Below are 19495 nucleotides of genomic sequence, written 5' to 3' on the forward strand. Positions count from 1 at the left end.
ATGAGCGGGCGTCAGAAGGACCGTCCGTGGCTCATGCGGACGTACGCCGGCCACTCGACCGCCGAGGCCTCCAACACGCTCTACCGGCGCAACCTCGCCAAGGGCCAGACCGGCCTGTCCGTCGCCTTCGACCTGCCGACACAGACCGGCTACGACCCCGACCACGTCCTCGCGCGCGGCGAGGTCGGCCGGGTCGGCGTGCCGGTCTCGCACCTCGGTGACATGCGGCGGCTGTTCCAGGACATCCCGCTGGAGCAGATGAACACCTCGATGACGATCAACGCCACCGCGATGTGGCTGCTGGCGCTCTACCAGGTGGTCGCCGAGGAGCAGGGAGCCGACCCCGCGAAGCTCCAGGGGACCACGCAGAACGACATCGTCAAGGAGTACCTCTCGCGCGGGACGCACGTCTTCCCGCCCGGCCCCTCGCTGCGGCTGACCACCGACATGATCGCGTACACGGTCAGCCGCATCCCGAAGTGGAACCCGATCAACATCTGCAGCTACCACCTGCAGGAAGCGGGGGCCACGCCGGTCCAGGAGATCGCGTACGCCATGTCGACCGCGATCGCGGTGCTGGACGCCGTCCGCGACTCCGGCCAGGTGCCCGAGGAGCGGTTCGGCGACGTGGTCGCGCGGATCTCCTTCTTCGTCAACGCGGGTGTCCGTTTCATCGAGGAGATGTGCAAGATGCGCGCCTTCGGCCGCATCTGGGACCAGATCACCCACGAGCGGTACGGCATCACCGACGCCAGGCAGCGCCGCTTCCGCTACGGCGTCCAGGTCAACTCCCTCGGGCTGACCGAGGCCCAGCCGGAGAACAACGTCCAGCGCATCGTCCTGGAGATGCTGGCCGTCACCCTCTCCAAGGACGCCCGCGCCCGCGCCGTCCAGCTGCCCGCCTGGAACGAGGCGCTGGGCCTGCCCCGGCCCTGGGACCAGCAGTGGTCGCTCCGCATCCAGCAGGTGCTCGCGCACGAGAGCGATCTGCTGGAGTACGAGGACGTCTTCGCCGGGTCGCACGTCATCGAGGCCAAGGTGGACGAACTGGTCGCGCTCTCGCTCGCCGAGGTCGACCGGATCCAGGAGATGGGCGGCGCCATGGCGGCCGTCGAGTCCGGGTACCTGAAGTCCGAGCTGGTCTCCTCGCACGCCGCCCGGCGGGCCCGGATCGAGGCCGGTGAGGAGCGGATCGTCGGCGTCAACATCTACGAGACGACCGAGCCGAACCCGCTGACCGCGGACCTCGACGGCGCGATCATGACGGTCGACCCGGCCAACGAGGCCACGGTGGTCGCCGCCCTGCACCAATGGCGCGACCACCGTGACGAGTCCCGCGCCACCGACGCGCTGGCGGCGCTGAAGAAGACCGCCGCGGGCACCGGCAACATGATGGAGGCGACCGTGGAGTGCGCCCGCGCGGGTGTCACCACCGGCGAGTGGTCCTGGGCGCTGCGCGACGTCTTCGGCGAGTTCCGGGCCCCGACGGGTGTCTCGTCCGCCCCGGTCGTGATGCCCGCCGAGGCGGGCACCCCGCTGGCGCTGGTCCGCGAGAAGACCGCCCGCACCGCGGCCGATCTGGGCGTCGGACGGCTGCGGCTGCTGGTCGGCAAGCCGGGACTGGACGGGCACTCCAACGGCGCCGAGCAGATCGCCGTGCGGGCCCGCGACAGCGGGTTCGAGGTCGTCTACCAGGGGATCAGGCTGACCCCCGAGCAGATCGTCTCGGCCGCGCTCTCCGAGGACGTGCACTGCGTCGGCCTGTCGATCCTGTCCGGCTCGCACGCCGAGCTCGTGCCGGACGTGCTCGGCCGGCTCCGCGCGGCGGGCGCCGCCGAGATCCCGGTCATCGCGGGCGGGATCATTCCGCCCGCCGACGCCGCGGCCCTGGTCGGGGCCGGCGTCGCCGCCGTATTCACCCCGAAGGACTTCGGCATCACGGAGATCATCGGCCGTATCGTCGACGAGATCCGGAAAGCGAACAAGCTCGACCCTCTGGAGGTCCCCGCATGACTGCCGTCAACCGCCTGCGCCCGCGCCGCTCGTGTCTGGCCGTGCCCGGCTCGAACCCGCGGTTCCTGGAGAAGGCCCAGGGCCTCCCCGCCGACCAGGTCTTCCTCGACCTGGAGGACGCCTGCGCCCCGCTCGCCAAGGAGGGCGCCCGCCACACCATCGTCGACGCGCTGAACAACGGTGACTGGACGGGCAAGACCCGGGTCGTGCGGGTCAACGACTGGACCACGCACTGGACGTACCGCGACGTCATCACCGTCGTCGAGGGCGCCGGTCAGAACCTCGACTGCATCATGCTGCCGAAGGTCCAGGACGCCCAGCAGGTGGTCGCCCTGGACCTGCTGCTGACCCAGATCGAGAAGACGATGGGCTTCGAGACCGGGCGGATCGGCATCGAGGCGCAGATCGAGAACGCCAAGGGCCTGGTGAACATCGACGACATCGCCGCCGCCTCGCCCCGTCTGGAGACACTGATCTTCGGCCCGGCCGACTTCATGGCCTCGATCAACATGAAGACCCTGGTCGTCGGTCAGCAGCCGCCCGGCTACGGCGCGGACGCGTACCACTACATCCTGATGCGCATCCTGATGGCGGCCCGCACGCACGACCTCCAGGCGATCGACGGCCCCTTCCTCCAGATCCGTGACGTGGACGCGTACCGCGAGGTCGCCGGGCGCGCGGCGGCGCTGGGATTCGACGGCAAGTGGGTGCTGCACCCGGGCCAGGTCGAGGCGGCCAACGAGGTGTTCTCGCCCTCGCAGGAGGACTACGACCACGCCGAGCTGATCCTCGACGCGTACGAGTGGTGCACCTCCGAGGAGGGCGGCAAGAAGGGTTCGGCGATGCTCGGCGACGAGATGATCGACGAGGCGAGCCGGAAGATGGCCCTGGTCATCGCGGGCAAGGGCCGCGCCGCCGGTATGCAGCGCACCTCCAAGTTCGAAGCGCCGGAGGCCTGATCATGCAGTTCGGCCGCACCTACGAGGAGTTCGAGGCCGGTGCTGTCTACAAGCACTGGCCCGGAAAGACGGTCACCGAGTACGACGACCACCTTTTCTGCCTGCTGACCATGAATCATCACCCGCTGCACATGGACAGCAACTACGCGGAGCGGACGACCGATTTCGGAAAGAACGTCGTCGTCGGCAACTACGTCTACTCGCTGCTGCTCGGCATGTCCGTGCCGGACGTCTCCGGAAAGGCGATCGCCAATCTGGAGGTCGAGTCACTGAAGCACGTCGCGCCGACCTTCCACGGGGACACGATCTACGGCGAGACGACCGTTCTCGACAAGGTTCCGTCAAAATCCCGGAGCGACCGCGGAATCGTGTACGTGGAGACGCGGGGCTACAAGCAGGACGGCACGCTGGTCTGCGTGTTCCGCCGCAAGGTGATGGTCCCCACCGAGACGTACATCAAGGAGCGCGGCGGCGAGCAGCCCGGCCGCCCCGAGCTGAAGCAGCCTTCGCAGAAGAACGTGGAGAAGTAGCCATGACGCGACTCGCCCAGACCGCCGGTCTCACCGACATCCAGCGGGAAATCCTCTCCACGGTCCGGGATTTCGTCGACAAGGAGATCATTCCGGTCGCGACCGGGCTGGAGCACCGTGACGAGTACCCGACCGAGATCGTCGAAGGCCTCAAGGAGCTCGGCCTGTTCGGGCTGATGATCCCCGAGGAGTACGGGGGCCTGGGTGAGTCGCTTCTCACATACGCGCTGTGCGTGGAGGAAATCGCCCGCGGCTGGATGAGCGTCTCGGGAATCATCAACACGCACTTCATCGTGGCGTACATGCTCAAGCAGCACGGCACCCAGGAGCAGAAGGACACGTTCCTGCCCCGGATGGCGCTGGGCGAGGTGCGGGGCGCGTTCTCGATGTCCGAGCCCGCGCTGGGCTCGGACGTGTCGGCGATCAGCTCCAAGGCCGTCAGGGACGGCGAGGAGTACGTCCTGAACGGCCAGAAGATGTGGCTCACGAACGGCGGCACCTCCTCCCTGGTGGCCGTGCTGTGCCGGAGTGACGAAGGCCACCCCGAGGGCACCGCACCGCACAAGTCGATGACCACGTTCCTGGTGGAGAAGGAACCCGGATTCGGAGAGGTCCGGCCCGGACTCACCATTCCCGGCAAGATCGACAAAATGGGCTACAAGGGCGTCGACACGACCGAGCTCATCATGGATGGACTACGAATTCCGGCCAATCGAGTGCTGGGCGGCACCACCGGTCGCGGGTTTTACCAGATGATGGACGGGGTCGAGGTGGGCCGGGTCAATGTGGCCGCCCGTGGCTGCGGAGTCGCGCAGCGTGCGTTTGAACTGGGCGTGTCGTACGCGCAGCAGCGCCAGACCTTCGGAAAGCCGATCGCGCAGCACCAGGCCATCCAGTTCAAGCTGGCCGAAATGGCCACCAAGGTGGAAGCCGCCCATGCGATGATGGTAAACGCAGCGCGCAAAAAGGACTCCGGGCAACGAAACGACCTGGAGGCAGGGATGGCGAAGTACCTCGCCTCCGAGTACTGCAAGGAAGTCGTCGAGGACGCCTTCCGTATCCACGGCGGCTACGGCTTCTCCAAGGAGTACGAGATCGAGCGCCTCTACCGGGAGGCACCGATGCTGCTTATCGGCGAAGGTACCGCCGAGATCCAGAAAATGATCATTGGGCGCCGACTCCTGGAGGAGTACCGGTTCCAGGGGTGATTGTCCCTTTACGGGCGTTTTGGCCGCGAAGAAGATCACACCCTGTCATCCTCGGCCGGTGCCTGCCCCCCGTCCGACTCGGCTGCTGGCTTGCCCAGTTGTTGCTCGCAACCGATAACATCGCCGGAAAAGCCGCCGTCCCCCGTTGCCAGCGCGGCCTCATCCGCTACGAAGGTCATCCATGCCCGACAGCCAAACCTCTGCATCACGCGGCGGGGTCCGCCTTGCGCGCGGAGCTTCGCCGTGGCTCCTCCCGACCGTCGCCACCGCGGCGCTCAGCCTCTCCCGGGCACGCAAGTCCGGACGCTGGGCCGCGGTCGCCGTGCCCACCACCGCGCTCGCGGCGGGCATGCTGTGGTTCTTCCGCGACCCCGAGCGCGAGATCACCCAGGGCCGGGTCATTTCGCCGGCCGACGGCGTGGTGCAGAGCATCATGCCGTGGAAGGACGGACGCACCCGCGTCGCGATCTTCATGAGCCCGCTGAACGTCCACGTCAACCGCGCGCCGCTGGCCGGCACGGTGACCTCGGTCGAACACGTCCCCGGCGGGTTCGTTCCGGCGTTCAACAAGGAGAGCGAGAACAACGAGCGCGTCGTCTGGCACTTCGACACCGAGCTCGGCGACATCGAGATGGTGCAGATCGCGGGTGCGGTCGCACGGCGCATCGTCCCGTACGTCCCGCAGGGCACGAAGGTGGAGCAGGGCGAGCGCATCGGTCTGATCCGCTTCGGTTCGCGGGTCGACATCTACCTCCCGGAAGGTGTCGATGTCGCGGTCGAGGTCGGCCAGGCCACCACCGCGGGGGTGACTCGAATTGACCGTGATTGATCCTGATACAAAGGCCGGCTGGGTGCCGGAGTCGGAGTCCGAGGAGGACGCCGGCGAGGACATGCCGCTCTCTTTGCGGCTGTCGATAGCGGACACCCTGACGCTCGGCAACGCGACCTGCGGATTCATGGCGGTGTACTTCACCACCACCGGAATCCTCATCCCGCACCTCACGGGCAGTGACGAGAGCGGCATGGCGCGGCACTCCGCGGCCACCGCCGTGATCCTCATGCTCCTGGCGGCGGTCTTCGACCTCTTCGACGGCCTCGTGGCGCGCAAGCTCCGCTCCTCGCCGATGGGTGCCGAGCTGGACAACCTCTCGGACCTGATCAGCTTCGGGCTCGCCCCGGCGTACTTCGTCCTGGTCTACGGCATGGTCGCGGACGACGCGCACCAGCGGGTTTCGGCGCTGGCGGCGGTCGTGGTGCTGCTGGCGGTGGTGCTCAGGCTTGCCAGATTCTCCTGCGTGACCATGAAGGACGGCATGTTCCAGGGCATGCCGAGCCCCTTCGGAGCGCTCACGGTCGTCTCGATCGTGCTCCTGGAGCTGCCCTTCGTGCCGACCCTCCTCGCGATCGTCGGGGTGGCGTGGCTGATGGTCAGCCGGGTCGAGTACCCGAAGCCGCGGGGCGTGCTCGCGGTGGCGATGCTCAGCTGGATCGTCGCCGCGATGGGGCTCCTGGCCGCGTGGGCGCTGGACGCCCCGGGCGGGCAGCTGCTCCTGCAGACCGGCTGCGCGCTCCAGGTGGTGCTGGGCGCGGTCATCCCGCTCTTCGCGACGGCCCGACGGGTGAACACCTTCCGCGACAACCGCCGTGAGGCACGGACGGCACAGCTGCCGTAGCGGCCGTACAGCGCGTACGAGAAGGACCCGGGTGCTCCCCAGCACCCGGGTCCTTCCGCGTTCGGCGGGCCCCGGAGCCGTTCGGCGGGCCCCCGCGCGGGCACCGGTGTCCCGGCGCGTGGGCACAGTATGTTGACCCCTGGGGAACGGGGGCTTCCACGGGCAGCCGCGGAGCGGAGCCACGGGCGCGGTCCCTGGAAGCCAGGACATGATCACGAAGGACTCGGACCCCGATGACAGAGAACGCCGACATGATCGACTTCGTCCGGGCGCGCCTCGCCGAGGAGGAGCGCATCGCACTGGAGGCGGGCAGCGACAGCTGGCGGTGCCCGGACGGCGTGCCCGGCGAGATCCACGACCGCTCCGGGTCCATCGCGTTCACTCTGCGTACGCTCGGGTTCGACCAGCACATCGCGCTCCAGGATCCGGCGCGCACCCTGCGCCGGATCGAGACGAGCCGGGTCCTGCTGAACGAGTACGCGGAGGTCGCGGACCTGGACACCGACCGGCCGGAGCCGGACTTCCGGTCCGGGCGGGCGGTGGGACTGGGGTTCGCCGTGCGGCAGCTGGCCGCGGAGCACGCCGCCCACCCCGGGTACCGGGCCAGGTGGCTGCCCCGGTTCATCCAGTAGCGGCCGGTGCGGGCGGCGGCGGACAGGTGGATGGGCCTAAGGTTTCATAGGGGGCGCATCGGACCGCCCGGGGACGCCATGCACCGACACCGCAGGGAATCGGAGAACGCCCAGGAGCTTCTCCTGGACCTCGGCCGCCTCGTCGACCAGGCCCTTGAGGACATCCGGCACCAGCGCGCCCGCGCCGAGCTCGGCCTCGCGCTCCAGCGGCACATGCTCCCCGCCGCGCTGCCCGAATTCCCGGGACTGCGGATCGGGGCCCGGTATTCGCCCTCGCAGGACGGCATGGCCGTCGGCGGTGACTTCTACGACGCGTTCGCGCTGCGGGACGGGGCGGCGGGGATCGCCATCGGGGACGTGCAGGGGCACGGGGTGGAGGCCGCCGCCCTCATGGGGGAGGTCCGGGCCAGTCTCCGGGCGCTCGCCAGTGTCACCGCCGACCCCGGCACGGTACTGGCCCGCGTCAACGATCTGCTGATCTCACTGGGCGGCGAGCTGTTCACGACCTGCTGTCTCCTGAGCGTCGTCCCGGACAGCGGCCTGCTGTCGGTGGCGCGGGCCGGACACGTACCGGTCGTGTGGGGCACCGACGACGGCGGGTCCGGTGTCCTGCTGGACCCCGGCGGGATGCCGCTGGGCATCATGGACGGCCAGCGGTATCCGGTGACCCGTCGGCGGCTGAGCGGGCCGGGGTACCTGGTGCTGCTGACCGACGGGGTCGTGGAGGGGCCCGCGTACCCGGTCGACGAAGGGCTCGCCGCCGTCGCGGACCTGGTCGGCACGGCGGGCGGGGCCGACCCCGGGGAGCTGGCCGCGCGGGTGATCGAGGTGGCGGACCTGACCGGCCACGAGGACGACGCCGCCGTACTCGTGGTGCGGTACGACGGGGACCTGGCAGACGGCGGAGTCACGGGGGCCGGGGAGGGCGGGGGCTGACGCGTCCGGCGGCGGGCGGCGGTTCGGTGCCCGATGCTGGGAGGGTGGACAGGACGCGGTTCCAGCCGCAGGCGGTCACGGTCCTGACGGTCCTCGCGGTGGCCGCCTGCTACTACGCGACGGCCCGGCTGGGGCTGGTCCAGCAGTTGGTCCGCGGCCAGGTCACCGCGCTCTGGCCGTCGACGGGCATCGCGGTCGCGGCGCTGCTCCTGTTCGGCCTGCGGATCTGGCCCGGGATCGCGCTGGGTGCCCTCTGCGTGAACATCACCATCGGGCCGTCCCCGCCGTACGTGCTGGTGATCGCCGCCGGGAACACGCTCGCCCCGCTCTGCTCCGTCCTGCTGATGCGCCGCGCGGGGTTCCGCAACGAGCTCGACCGGCTCCGGGACGCGCTGGCGCTCGTCTTCCTGGGCGCGCTGGCGGGCATGCTGATCAGCTCCACCACGGGCGTCGGCGCCCTGGTCACCTCAGGGGCGCTGCGGTCCGCGGACTTCTGGCCGACCTGGTCGGTGTGGTGGACGGGCGACGCCATCGGAGTCATGGTCGTGACGCCGTTCCTGCTCGCGCTGCGCAGGGCTCGCCTGCCGGGCGGCGTCGGCGCGGCCGAGTGGGCGGAGGCCGCCGTGCTGGCAGTGAGCACCGGGGCCGTCACCCTTCTGGTCACCGCGGTGATCGGTGCTCCGCTGCTCTTCCTGGTCTTTCCGTTCCTGGTCTGGGCGGCTTTCCGCTTCGAGCGCGGCGGCGCCGCGTGCTGCGCGCTAGGCGTGTCGGTGCTCGCGGTGCTCGGCGCCGGGCAGGGCACCGGCCCCTTCGCCCATCACAGCCTGCTCACCAACATGATCACGCTCCAGGCGTTCACCGGCACCGCCGCGCTCACCTCACTGCTGCTCGCCGCGGTCGTCACGGAGCGGCGTGCCACGTACCGGGAGATCAAGCGGCTCTGCGCGCAGCTCGCCGGGAAGGTCGCCCGGCAGGACCCCTGAGGCGCCCGTGTCACTCCACCGGTCCCACGACGGGTGCGCGAAGCGGTGATCCGCAGCAGGCTGAGGCATGACGGCACCGCGACAAGGGCAACCGGACGGCCGCTATCCGGGCGTACGGGCGCCGTAAGAGGTGGAGCCATGCCCCATGTGTCTGCGCATGTCCATGTGTCCCGCCCCGCCGACGAGATCTTCTCGTTCCTGCGGGATCCGCGGAACCTGGCGGAATGGTCCTCGACCATAGACCGCGTGATCGAGGGCCCGGTCGTCGCCGAACCCGGCGACGAGTACACCTGCAAGTTCCCCGGCAGACGGCGGATACACCGGCTGCGGTGTACCGCGAGCACCCCGGGTGAGTACCTGGCCTTCCGCGGTACGGGCATGTGGACGCCGCTGGGCCGCCACTCCCCTGAACTGCAGTTCCGGCTGAGTCCCGGCAGGGAGGGGACGACGGTCACGGTCTCGGTCCGGCCGCATCTGGACGGCGGCATGATCATTCTGGCGCCGCTCGTGACGATGGCCTGGCGCCGGGACCTGCCCTCGGAGCTCCGCTGCCTGGCCGAGCTGCTGGGCGGCGGACGGACGGAGGAGGAGGAGGACGACGACGACCGGGACGCGGTGCCCTCCGGCTAGCGTGCGGGGGCCGGGACGTAGGCCCGGCCCCCGCACGGCCCTGTCTCAGGGCCGCAGGAAGTCGCGGGCCAGCGCCTCGCAGGCGCGTTCCAGCAGGGGGCCCGCCTGGGCCATGGAGACCGCCGGGTCCGGCTCCAGGTCCGCGAGGGCGTACGCGCGCCGGATGCCCGCCGCCGTCAGGGCCTCCTGGGTCAGGGCCAGCCGGCCGCAGACCGCCACGACCTCGACCCCCGCGGCGCGGGCGGCGGCCGCCACCCCGGCCGGTGCCTTGCCGTGCAGGGTCTGCTCGTCGAGCGAGCCCTCCCCGGTGATCACCAGGGTGGCGCGGGCCAGTGCCGGGGCGAAGCCGAGGACGTCGAGCATGACCTCGATGCCGGGGCGGAACCGGGCGCCGAGTGCGACCAGGGCCCCGTAGCCGATGCCGCCGGCCGCGCCGGCGCCGGGCAGCCGCGCGTGCTCCGGGCCGAGGACGGAGGCGTAGTGCGCGAGCGCGGCGTCCAGGACCTTGATGTCGTCCTCGGTCGCGCCCTTCTGCCTGCCGTAGACCTCGGGGGCACCCTTCGGGCCGGTCAGCGGGTTGTCCACGTCGCTGGCGAGGATCAGGTCCACCTCCGCCAGCCGTGGGTCGAGGCCGGACAGGTCCGCCTCCGCCAGCGCGGCCAGCCCGCCGCCGCCGGGGCCGACCGGCTTGCCCTCGGCGTCCAGGAAGCGGGCCCCGAGCGCGGCCAGCATGCCCGCGCCGCCGTCCGTGGTCGCGCTGCCGCCGACGCCGAACACCAGGGTGCGGGCCCCGGCGTCGAGCGCGGCGGCGAGCAGTTCGCCCGAGCCGTACGTCGTGGCCGTGAGCGGGGCGAAAACCCCCGCGGGCAGATGCTGGAGACCCGACGCCTCGGCCATCTCCACGACCGCCGTGGTCCCGCGCAGCGCGTACGCCGCGGTCACCGGCTCCCCCAGCGGCCCGGTCACCCGTGCCTCGCGGCGCTCGAACCCGGCGGCCACCGCCGCCGCCACCGTGCCGTCGCCGCCGTCCGCCACGGGCAGGGTCTCCACCCGCACCCCGGGGACGGCCCGCCGCAGCCCGGCCGTCACCCGTTCCGCGACCTGCGCCGCCGTGAGCGAGCCCTTGAACTTGTCCGCCGCGACAAGCACGCGTGCGGTCTCCATCACTGCTCCGTCCGTCACCTTGCATCCCTTGCTCTCGAACAGGCAGTCGCGCCGCCCCGACCCTATCCGCAGCGGATACTCCCTGCCCAGAGCCGTCGTGACCCCGGTTCCGCCCCGGTCACTACGCGGGGGGGTGATGTTGATACTGGTGGGCTCGCCTGTTCAACTGTCGCCAGTTCCGCCTGGGGCCCAGCCTGCTGGTGACCGTACGTGGTCGTCGGCGTAGCGACTCCGGTCTTCTCCGGCCTCGGATGCGAGGCGGGTCGCGATGACGTCGTGGCAGCCGAGGGCGTCGACGACGGGGCGGGCATCTCCAGGACCCGGGGCAGGAAGGTCGCCGGTGGCGGTCTTGCGGACGTCGGCGTTCTCGGCGGTGGTGGCCACCAGGTCGGCCGGGGTGCAGGACAGGACGTCGCAGAGCGCGGCCATGACCTGCAACGACAGGCGTTCAGAGGTGCCGGAGACCAGATGGTGCACCTGGGAGGCGGAGAGGTCGATGCCACGTTCGCGCAACAGCGGCACCAGTTCGGGGTCCGTGAAGATCTGGTGCCGGGCCATGACCTCGCGCAGTCGCCAGGTGTAGCCGACCTTGCGTTTCATGCTTGCCTCCCGGTCTGGGTCTGGAGGGCGGTGGCGATGGTGGGGTCCAGATGCCGCCGCAGGGTGCGGGTACGGAAGTGCTACGACGGTCCGCAGGCCCCGGCCTGGACGAAGCTGCTGGCGGTGCCGGACTCCGAGCCCCGGCCCGCCCGAAGATGGCCGTGGACCGGCCCCCGCCCGGCGCGAGGTCCACCTGCGGGAGAAGACGCTGTGGCGGATGCTCTACGAGACGTGCGCCCGCTCCGAGGAGATCCTCGGCGTCAGCATCGAGGACCTGGACCTCGGCGCCCGGCGCTGCCCGGTGAAGGCGGAGGGGGCCCGGAGCAAGGCCCGCCGGCGCGGGCAGGCCCGGGAGGACTACGTGCGGGAGACCGTGTACTGGGACGCGGGCACCGCCCGTCTCCTGCCCCGGCTGCTGAAAGGCCGTACGCGGGGCCCGCTGTTCGTCACCCACCGCCGTCCCGGCCCGGGGAAGGCCCTCGCGCCGCGCGACGTGTGCCCGGACACCGGCCTGGCCCGCCTCTCCTACTGGCAGGCCCGCGCTCTCCTCGACGAACACACCGCCGCACGCGGGCCGGGGACCGGTCGGGACCTGCATGAGTACCGGCATCCGGGGCTGACCGATGGCGACTGTGAGGTGGTACGCCGTCCCTGGGGCCGTGTCCTGGACCCGAAGTGCTGCCACGACGCCCGGCGCAAGCCGCACTCGCACGCTCTTCTGCCGGATAGTCCTCACGGTGACCAGGGAGCGGCCCGAACTGTCACGTGACGCCAACAACCTTGATTTAATGGGGAGTTCCGTTGGAATCCAGGAATGGGGAATCGGGACCATCACGCCACGACCCGGCGGGATCGCCCGATCCCAGAACCGGGGGAAGACATGGACGCGTGGGACAACTCTTCGGTTCCGCCCGAGCAGCCACCACCGCGACAACCACCTCCCCCGTACCCCTCGGTCCCACCGATTCCCTCGCAGGTTTCGCCCCTCTGGCCGCCGCCTGCGCCGCCACCGCAGCAGCCGCCACCGGACGGTCGGGCGTCCCAGAAGGCCAGAGCGCTCGTTCAGTCGATCAAATCCAGTCGCTGGTACTGGCGTTGGGGCGTCCTGGCGCTGGTCACGGTCCTCGTCGCCGGTCTGATGACCTTTGTTCTCTGGCCGCAAGAGAAGACGCCCCCGCAACTGGCCTCGGCAGCCACGAAGAGCTTGCGCGCCTGGCGCGGGGTCACCTATGCGGGGACCACGATGAACAGCAACAGCGCGATGATCGACTTCCGTCTGACGGTCGCCCGCGACGGAACTGCGTACGGAAGCCTGGGCCGTGACTCGGGGGCATACGCGGAACTCGCCGTGAGCCCCAAGCGGACCCTTCTGCGCGGAAACGGTCAGTGGTGGTTCGAGCACGAACCGGGAAGCGCCGAAGCACTGGCCAACACCTGGGTAGCCGACCCTCCGCAAGGGGTGATCGGCCTGGCCGAGCTGTCCCGGATGACTCCGACGGCGCTGGCCGACGCCATCTCGGGCAAGGACACCAAGGGTCCGTCCGGGCGGCGGTCCAAGTGGCGCCAGAGCGGGGCCATGTCGGTACATGGCCGTCCGGCGAAGGTACTGACCGACGGATCCCTGCGGATCGTGGTGAGTGCGTCCGCTCCGTATCGGCCGCTCTCGGTCGGCCTGCCCGGTTCTGGCAGATCTCAGGGAACCGGCACACCCGAACCTGCGCCGGACGCCTCGGATACGAGTGCTGCCGTGTTCCGCTCCGGCCCGCAGGACGGTGCCGCGCGGTCCGTGAGCCACGTGCGGTACGCAGGCAATGTGCCGACGGCTTCCGGTGAGGCCGATCCCTCCCCGGCCCTGTCGTCCGCGGTCAGCGAGCCCGCCCCGGCCCAGGTGCAGAGAACAACGGAGAACGTACGCCGGGTCGACACCTCACAAGAGCACGCCGAACCGCTGAGCCAACGTGTGGCGGCCCAGACGGACGTGGCCGTACAGCTCTCGACATCGTTCTGCAGCACTCCGAGCTGCCCGGCCACCGTGAACGTGACCAACCAGGGCACCGCTCCGGCCAGCGGCACGGTGATAGTGACCGTAGCCGGACAGACGCCCCTGAACAGTCCTGTTTCCGTGCCTCCCGGCGGAAGCCGCACGCTGACGACGGCGGCGAGGAATGTGGCACCGCCCGGCCAGACGATCCAGGTGAACTGGTCCGCGGTCTTCTACGAAGCGAGCGTCATGGGCGACGACCCTGCGCTCGTCAAACGGCTGATGGGCCGCGGTTTCAAGCTCAATGAGCCGCTGGGCGACCAGCGGGCCAACGACAGCAAGGGCAAGTCCGTCCTGCAGCTCCTCGACGCCATGACGGCCGACATCGGTCCGCGGACCAGCCCCGAGGTCCGCGAGAGCCGACTCAGCGATGTCGGCAAGACGGTCGCCCATCTGAAGCAGCAGGGAGCGTTCGAGTCGTTCTACGACCTAGCGGTGAACACCAACGGCCTGAGAGTTTCCGGCGAGAGCGGCATTGCCGAACTGGCAGCGAAGACAGCTCGGCTCTCCGTCTCCGACCGGCGGGCGATGCAGTATGCGAGCGAGCTGGCGCGCGCGGGACATCAGATCGTCTGGGGAAACACCTACAAACCCGAGGGTTCTGCGGACACGTACAAGGCCGACCTTCAGAACCTGACCGGCAAACAGACCAACCAGATCAAGTCCGTGTCCGGGGGAACGGACGAGGTCGTAAGAGAATTCACGGCGGCGGTCAGAGAACTCTCCGGCCCCGGGGTGGTTCCGCCCGGATTCAGCAAGGTCGCCCGGATCGACATTGCCCCGACCGCCTCCACCGTCCTGGCCGGTAGCGACCGGCAGGAACTGGTGAAGGAGCTGAAGAAACTCAAGCTCGAAAAGTTCTGCAACGGCTCGGGCGGGCCCGCTTTCGACGCGGCCGTGTTCACCACCTATCCGCCCGGCCCGGACGGCATCCCGAAGCCCACGAACAGCGTGTTCACCTGCAACGAACTGTTGAGCAGCGCCGCCGACCACGCAAAGTACATCCAGGACGAGATGGTGTGGAAGGCCAACAACGACCCGGCCTGGTTCGCTGCCAACTACAGGGATGGCGACGGCCACCGACGGAACGAGAAAACCGAGGAGAACGGTGTCACGCTGCCGATTCTCGCCAGGGACAACGAAAACAACTGGATCTCGAAGAACGAGATTCCCTCGGCCCCCGGCGCGAAGATGTCCGCCGCGAAGTTCTACGGTCCGGACTCGGTTGCGGACGGAAAACGCGGCGGCATGCTCGACAAGATCGCCGACTATCGCAAGACGTCAGTGGATCTCACCAACGCGGAACAGAAATTCAAGAAACATAAAACCGAGGCCAATGGGGAGGCGCGCGACAAGGCGCTGAATCATTACCGGAAAGAGCTGGGCGTCAAGCCCAACAACAGCAAGATCCCCGAGCGGCTCGGCGAGAGCGCGGCCCGCTATCACGTCATCCCGGAGACGTTCCCGGGTGCCAGGTGGATCCCGCTGCCCAGTACCCCCACCGGCTCCGGCAGGTTCGATCAGCTGTTCGAGCTCAAGGGTGACGAGCTGCTCATTGTCGAGGCAAAGGCGCCATCGAGTGACCTCGAATGGCGTCAGGGAAAGGGCCCGTACAAGAACAAGATGGTCCAGCAGTGCACCAAGGAGTACGCGCGGACCATCATCGAAGCGATGAGGGAGCGTGCGGAGAAGTCCCCGCGGGACGGCACGTTGGCGGACCAGCTGGAAGCGGCGCTGAATCAGGGCAAGCTCCGCTACGTCGTCGTGAAGGCGAAGGACGGCGGCAGCTCCTACGGCGGCGCCACCCTTCGGGAATGCTCCATGCAATAGCCCAAAGCCGCGTGCGTGCCCTTCCTCCACGGGCACGCACGTGCCGGTCCTCCCGTCAGAGACCCACGCTCATCAGGGCGTTCTCCTCCCACCGGCCCGCGTCCTCGAAGTAGCCCTCCATGGCCGTGGAGTGGGGCACCCATCCACCCTGCTCGTCAGGCCCGGTTTTCGTTCCGGTGTTCCTCAACCTCTACGCTGCCCGCGTGACCACCACTGACTACCTCTCGTACATCGCCGGGCTCCCCCGGGTGCTGGCCGCCGCGGCCACGCTGTTCCGGGACGAGCGCGGGCGGCTGCTGCTCGTCGAGCCGAACTACCGGAAGGGCTGGGCGCTGCCCGGCGGAACGGTCGAGGCCGACCAGGGCGAAGGGCCCCGGCAGGCGGCGCGCCGTGAGACGGCGGAGGAGATCGGGCTCGACCTGCCGCCGGGACGGCTCCTCGCCGTGGACTGGGCGCGCGGGCCGCACCGCCCGCCGATCGCCGCGTACCTCTACGACGGCGGCGTGCTGGACGCGGCGCAGCTGGGGGCGATCCGGCTCCAGGAGGAGGAGCTGCTGTCCTGGCGGCTGGTGGAGCCCGAGGAGACCGACCGCTATCTGCTCGGCCCGCTCGCGACACGCGTGCGGGCGGCGCTGGAGGCGCTCGGCAGCGACGGGGGGCCGGTGGAGCTGGAGGACGGCCTCCCCGTGGACTTCTGACCGCCCGGCCGGAACGGCCCGCGCGCACGCCCCCCGCCCCCGCACCCGCCCGGCGTTCCCGTCGCGCCCCCTTGTACTGACAGACCGTCAGCTGGTAGTCCGGTCGGCGGCTGCCGGACTCGCGCGTTCATGTGCCATGGGCCCGCTGTTCACGCCCGACCGGCATCATCCGGACTCCACGACAGCGGAGGGACCATGCGTCAGCACACGGGACACCTCGGCGGACGGCTGGCCACGGCCGCCGCGGCACTGGCCTGCGCGGCGGTCGTCGCCACCACGTCGACGGCGCTCGCGCAACCGGCACCGGCCACCGCCCCCGCCGCCCACGGCACGCCGCCCTCGTCGGTCGACGGCGGCGCCTGGCAGTCCGGCCATGTCCAGGGCATGGCCATCGACCGCCGCAAGGGCTTCGTGTACTTCTCGATGACCAATCTGCTGGTGAAGACGGACCTGGCCGGCAAGCCGGTCGGCTCGGTCACCGGCTTCACCGGCCACCTCGGCGACCTGGACTTCAACGAGAAGGACGGCCGGGTCTACGGCTCGCTGGAGTACAAGGAGGCGAAGTCCTTCTACATCGCGATCGTCGACGTCGACCGCATCACCCGGATGAACATGGACGCCCAGTCCACGGGGGTCGTCTCGACCGTCTACCTCAGGGAGGCCGTGAAGGACTTCACCGCCGACATGAACGGCGACGGCGTCTTCGACGGCGACACGGGCAGCACGCCCGACCACCGCTACGGCTGCAGCGGCATCGACGGCGTCGCCTTCGGCCCTGCCTTCGGCGACCGCCGCGGCAAGCGCGCCGGGACGCGGCTGACCGTGGCGTACGGCGTGTACGCCAACACCGGCCGCACGGACAACGACCACCAGGTGCTGCTCCAGTACGACATCTCCCGGTGGAGGACGTACGAGCGCCCGCTGACCGAGTCGGTCCCGCACACCAGCGGTCCGGCCCGCGTCGGCGGCAAGTTCTTCGTGTACACCGGGAACACCACGTACGGCGTGCAGAACCTGGAGTACGACGGGCACAGCGGCACCTGGCTGATGGCCGCGTACAAGGGCACCAAACCCGGTTTCCCCAACTACTCGGTCTTCGCCGTGGACGGGGCGCGGGAGCCGGTGCGCGGGCCGGTGCGCGGGCAGCAGCGCCCGGAGCGGGGCCTGCTGCTCCCGCTGCTGCGCGCGGGCGCGCACGACGCCGCGACCGGTACGTACGGCTGGCCCGCGCCCGGCCAGTACGGGCAGTACGGGCTGGTGTCGCTGGACGACGGGCGGTTCTACGTCGCGCGCAGCGGCACGGTCCAGGACGGCGGGGTCACCAAGCAGACCGCCCGCGCGGTGCTGAACACCTGGACGGGGCTCACCCCGTCGCCGTTCGCCCCCGTCTCCTGACGTGTGCCCGCACCGCTCCCCGGGTGCGGTGCGGGCGAAATCGTCTCGCGGGGGCGGCCCGGCGCTGCGTACGCTCGCGGCATGACTCTCGTCGCGATCCTCAGCGGCGCCGGAATCTCCACGGACTCCGGCATTCCCGACTACCGCGGGCCCAACGGGCTCTGGCGCAAGGACCCGGAGGCGGAGAAGCTCGTCACGTACGACTTCTACATGGCCGACCCGGAGATCCGCCGCCGCTCCTGGCAGATGCGCAGGACCAGTGCGGCCCGGGCCGCCGAGCCGAACGTGGCGCACCGCGCGGTCGCGGAGCTGGAGCGGTCCGGCACCCCGGTCCGGGTGATCACGCAGAACGTGGACGGCCTGCACCAGCGGGCCGGGCTCCCCGCCCGCAAGGTCGTGGAGCTGCACGGAAGCGCGCGCGAGGTGGTGTGCACCCGCTGTCACGCCAGGTCGTCGATGGACGAGGCGCTGGCCAGGGTGGAGGCCGGTGAGGCCGATCCGCCGTGCACGGCCTGCGGCGGCATCCTGAAGTCGGCCACGGTCATGTTCGGCGAGCGGCTCGATCCGGTGGTGCTGGGAAACGCGATGGCGATCGCGAAGGGCTGTGACCTGTTCATCGCGGTGGGTACGACGCTTCAGGTGCAGCCGGCGGCCTCACTGGCCGGGATCGCGGTGGAGCACGGGGCGCGGTTCATCGTGGTGAACGCGGAGCCGACGCCGTACGACGAGCTGGCCGAGGAGACCATTCGGGAGCCGATCGGCACGGCGCTGCCCGCGCTGCTGGGGCGGCTGACACCGCGGGGCACGTCGGCCGACGCCTGAGGAGACCGTCCGGTCCGCACGCGCTCAGTCCTGGTCGAGTTCCCGCTGTACGCGGCGCGAGGGACGGAAGGTGTACAGGCCGAGGATCTCCGGCGGGTCCGCCAGTCCCGGTCCGCCCGCCGCGGCCCAGCCGACGATGTCGGCCAGTGCGTCCGGGTCGTTGACCAGCCCGAGCCAGACCGGGCGGCCGCCCGAGCGGCGGCCCTCGGCCGACGGCTGTACGACGACGACATTGGCCTGTTCGCAGGCGTCCAGGCACTCCACGGCACGCACCGTCGCCACTCCGTCCAGCGCCCGCCGCAGCGCGACGAGCTGGCCGGCGTGGTCCACGTCCGGGACCTTGGAGGTACCGCAGCAGCAGCCGCGGCAGACGCTGACGGTGGGCCGGGGCGTCTCCCGGGCGGGGGCCGCGCGGCCCGTGCGGCCTGTGCGGCGGCTCATGCGGGTGGGCTTCCCGGGCGGACGTGGATGATCACGCGGGGACTGTACCCGTATCCGCCATCGCATCGAACACCCGATCGCCAGGTGCGCGGTGGGGTAGAGTGGGCGGCTGCGAAGGGGAGTAGCCCCGCAAACCGGTCGTCGACACACTGGAACCCCTGGGTTCCCGGTGACCGGGCCCGTGGATCACCGCGGGCGGGCGAGACCTTCGGTCAGGTATGACACGCCCGCACCCGTGGGCGCTGACGTCATGCCGGGCCGAGTGGTCCTCCGGATGCCCGAGTGGCACGTCGCGAAGGCCCGGGGCCCGGCTCCTACAGAAAGCCACCCGGAATGCACCTCGACCCCCTGGCGATCGTCACCGCCTTCGGGCTGATCTTCCTCGCGGAACTCCCCGACAAGACGATGTTCGCGTCGCTCGCGATGGGCACCCGCATGCGACCGCTGTACGTCTGGTTCGGCACGTCGTCCGCGTTCATCGTCCACGTCGCCATCGCGGTGGGGGCGGGCGGCCTGATCGGGCTGCTGCCCGAGTGGATCGTCAAGCTCGTCTCCGCCGCCCTCTTCGGGTTCGGGGCGTTCATGCTGCTGCGCTCCGGTGGCGGCGATGACGAGGACGGCGACAGCGCTCCGAAGACGGTGACCGGTTTCTGGCCGGTCTACTCGACCGCTTTCATGGCGGTCTTCATCAGCGAGTGGGGCGACCTCACCCAGATCACCACGGCCAACCTGGCCGCGAGCAACGGCACCTGGTCCACGGCGATCGGCTCGGCCGCCGCGCTGATGTCGGTGTCGGCGCTGGCGCTGCTCGCGGGGCGTTTCATCGCCGGGCGGGTGCCGCTGAAGACGGTCCAGCGGATCGGCGGACTCTGCATGCTGGGGCTGGCGATCTGGACCCTGGTGGAGATCTTCACCGGCTGACGGCCGTCGGCCGCGCGGG

General features: G+C 70.3%; 18 protein-coding genes and 1 pseudogene. 16 read left to right on the top strand and 3 right to left on the bottom strand.

The annotated features are described in order from the left end of the window. The 10 genes from ACFVWY_RS24195 to ACFVWY_RS24240 all read left to right on the top strand — a co-directional run bounded on the left by ACFVWY_RS24195 (nt 1) and on the right by ACFVWY_RS24240 (nt 9564). Nucleotides 1-2013, top strand: coding sequence for a protein meaA (locus ACFVWY_RS24195; protein ID WP_389876027.1), 2013 nt, complete (start codon nt 1-3; stop codon nt 2011-2013). Beyond that, nucleotides 2010-2972: an HpcH/HpaI aldolase/citrate lyase family protein gene (locus ACFVWY_RS24200; RefSeq protein ID WP_389876029.1), complete on the top strand. Its 963-nt coding sequence runs from the start codon at nt 2010-2012 to the stop codon at nt 2970-2972. Before ACFVWY_RS24195 ends, ACFVWY_RS24200 begins: the two co-directional genes overlap by 4 nt. A 2-nt stretch (nt 2973-2974) precedes the next feature. Continuing rightward, nucleotides 2975-3502, top strand: coding sequence for a MaoC family dehydratase (locus tag ACFVWY_RS24205; protein ID WP_389876031.1), 528 nt, complete (start codon nt 2975-2977; stop codon nt 3500-3502). 2 nt (nt 3503-3504) lie between these two features. Continuing rightward, nucleotides 3505-4710: an acyl-CoA dehydrogenase family protein gene (locus ACFVWY_RS24210; RefSeq protein ID WP_389876034.1), complete on the top strand. Its 1206-nt coding sequence runs from the start codon at nt 3505-3507 to the stop codon at nt 4708-4710. A gap of 181 nt (nt 4711-4891) precedes the next feature. After that, nucleotides 4892-5539 carry a phosphatidylserine decarboxylase gene (locus ACFVWY_RS24215; RefSeq protein ID WP_389876036.1) on the top strand — a complete coding sequence of 216 codons (648 nt, stop codon included), beginning with the start codon at nt 4892-4894 and terminating at the stop codon, nt 5537-5539. A 22-nt stretch (nt 5540-5561) separates the two neighbouring features. Continuing rightward, a complete protein-coding gene (pssA, locus tag ACFVWY_RS24220) occupies nt 5562-6383 on the top strand; it encodes a CDP-diacylglycerol--serine O-phosphatidyltransferase (RefSeq protein WP_389876039.1) in 822 nt (273 codons plus the stop codon). Nucleotides 6384-6616: 233 nt separating this feature from the next. Next, nucleotides 6617-7015, top strand: a complete 399-nt coding sequence (locus ACFVWY_RS24225; protein WP_389876042.1) for a DUF6221 family protein — start codon at nt 6617-6619, stop codon at nt 7013-7015. A gap of 78 nt (nt 7016-7093) precedes the next feature. Further along, nucleotides 7094-7951 (top strand): PP2C family protein-serine/threonine phosphatase, encoded by an 858-nt coding sequence (locus tag ACFVWY_RS24230; protein ID WP_389876045.1) that lies wholly within the window; start codon nt 7094-7096, stop codon nt 7949-7951. Between the two features lie 44 nt (nt 7952-7995). Continuing rightward, on the top strand, nt 7996-8934 hold the full coding sequence (locus ACFVWY_RS24235; RefSeq protein ID WP_389876048.1) for an MASE1 domain-containing protein: 939 nt from the start codon (nt 7996-7998) through the stop codon (nt 8932-8934). A gap of 138 nt (nt 8935-9072) precedes the next feature. Next, nucleotides 9073-9564, top strand: coding sequence for an SRPBCC family protein (locus ACFVWY_RS24240; RefSeq protein WP_389876051.1), 492 nt, complete (start codon nt 9073-9075; stop codon nt 9562-9564). A gap of 45 nt (nt 9565-9609) precedes the next feature. Here the strand turns inward: ACFVWY_RS24240 and ACFVWY_RS24245 are convergent, their stop codons facing one another. Together ACFVWY_RS24245 and ACFVWY_RS24250 are read right to left on the bottom strand one after the other, a co-directional pair. Next, nucleotides 9610-10728 (bottom strand): glycerate kinase, encoded by a 1119-nt coding sequence (locus tag ACFVWY_RS24245; protein ID WP_389876054.1) that lies wholly within the window; start codon nt 10726-10728, stop codon nt 9610-9612. 162 nt (nt 10729-10890) lie between these two features. After that, on the bottom strand, nt 10891-11328 hold the full coding sequence (locus ACFVWY_RS24250; RefSeq protein WP_389876056.1) for a helix-turn-helix domain-containing protein: 438 nt from the start codon (nt 11326-11328) through the stop codon (nt 10891-10893). 81 nt (nt 11329-11409) lie between these two features. Here ACFVWY_RS24250 and ACFVWY_RS24255 point away from each other — a divergent pair. The 5 genes and pseudogenes from ACFVWY_RS24255 to ACFVWY_RS24275 all read left to right on the top strand — a co-directional run. Continuing rightward, a pseudogene (locus ACFVWY_RS24255) lies at nt 11410-11953 on the top strand (site-specific integrase); the annotation flags it as partial. A gap of 513 nt (nt 11954-12466) precedes the next feature. Then, nucleotides 12467-15199 carry a hypothetical protein gene (locus ACFVWY_RS24260; RefSeq protein ID WP_389876059.1) on the top strand — a complete coding sequence of 911 codons (2733 nt, stop codon included), beginning with the start codon at nt 12467-12469 and terminating at the stop codon, nt 15197-15199. 203 nt (nt 15200-15402) lie between these two features. After that, nucleotides 15403-15897: an NUDIX domain-containing protein gene (locus ACFVWY_RS24265; RefSeq protein ID WP_389876062.1), complete on the top strand. Its 495-nt coding sequence runs from the start codon at nt 15403-15405 to the stop codon at nt 15895-15897. Nucleotides 15898-16092: 195 nt separating this feature from the next. Further along, the gene (locus ACFVWY_RS24270) at nt 16093-17292 is read left to right on the top strand and encodes a hypothetical protein (RefSeq protein WP_389876065.1); all 1200 of its coding nucleotides are present in this window, start codon (nt 16093-16095) and stop codon (nt 17290-17292) included. An 81-nt stretch (nt 17293-17373) separates the two neighbouring features. Beyond that, on the top strand, nt 17374-18114 hold the full coding sequence (locus tag ACFVWY_RS24275) for an NAD-dependent deacetylase (protein ID WP_389876067.1): 741 nt from the start codon (nt 17374-17376) through the stop codon (nt 18112-18114). A gap of 24 nt (nt 18115-18138) precedes the next feature. Here the strand turns inward: ACFVWY_RS24275 and ACFVWY_RS24280 are convergent, their stop codons facing one another. After that, entirely contained in the window at nt 18139-18555 is a 417-nt protein-coding gene (locus ACFVWY_RS24280) for a (2Fe-2S) ferredoxin domain-containing protein (protein ID WP_389876069.1), read from the bottom strand. Nucleotides 18556-18888: 333 nt separating this feature from the next. Between ACFVWY_RS24280 and ACFVWY_RS24285 the strand changes: the two genes are divergently transcribed. Then, nucleotides 18889-19476 carry a TMEM165/GDT1 family protein gene (locus tag ACFVWY_RS24285; RefSeq protein WP_389876071.1) on the top strand — a complete coding sequence of 196 codons (588 nt, stop codon included), beginning with the start codon at nt 18889-18891 and terminating at the stop codon, nt 19474-19476. Nucleotides 19477-19495: the final 19 nt, after the last annotated feature.

Origin of the sequence: Streptomyces sp. NPDC058195, assembly GCF_042883525.1 — a bacterium.
Classification (GTDB): Bacteria; Actinomycetota; Actinomycetes; order Streptomycetales; family Streptomycetaceae; genus Streptomyces.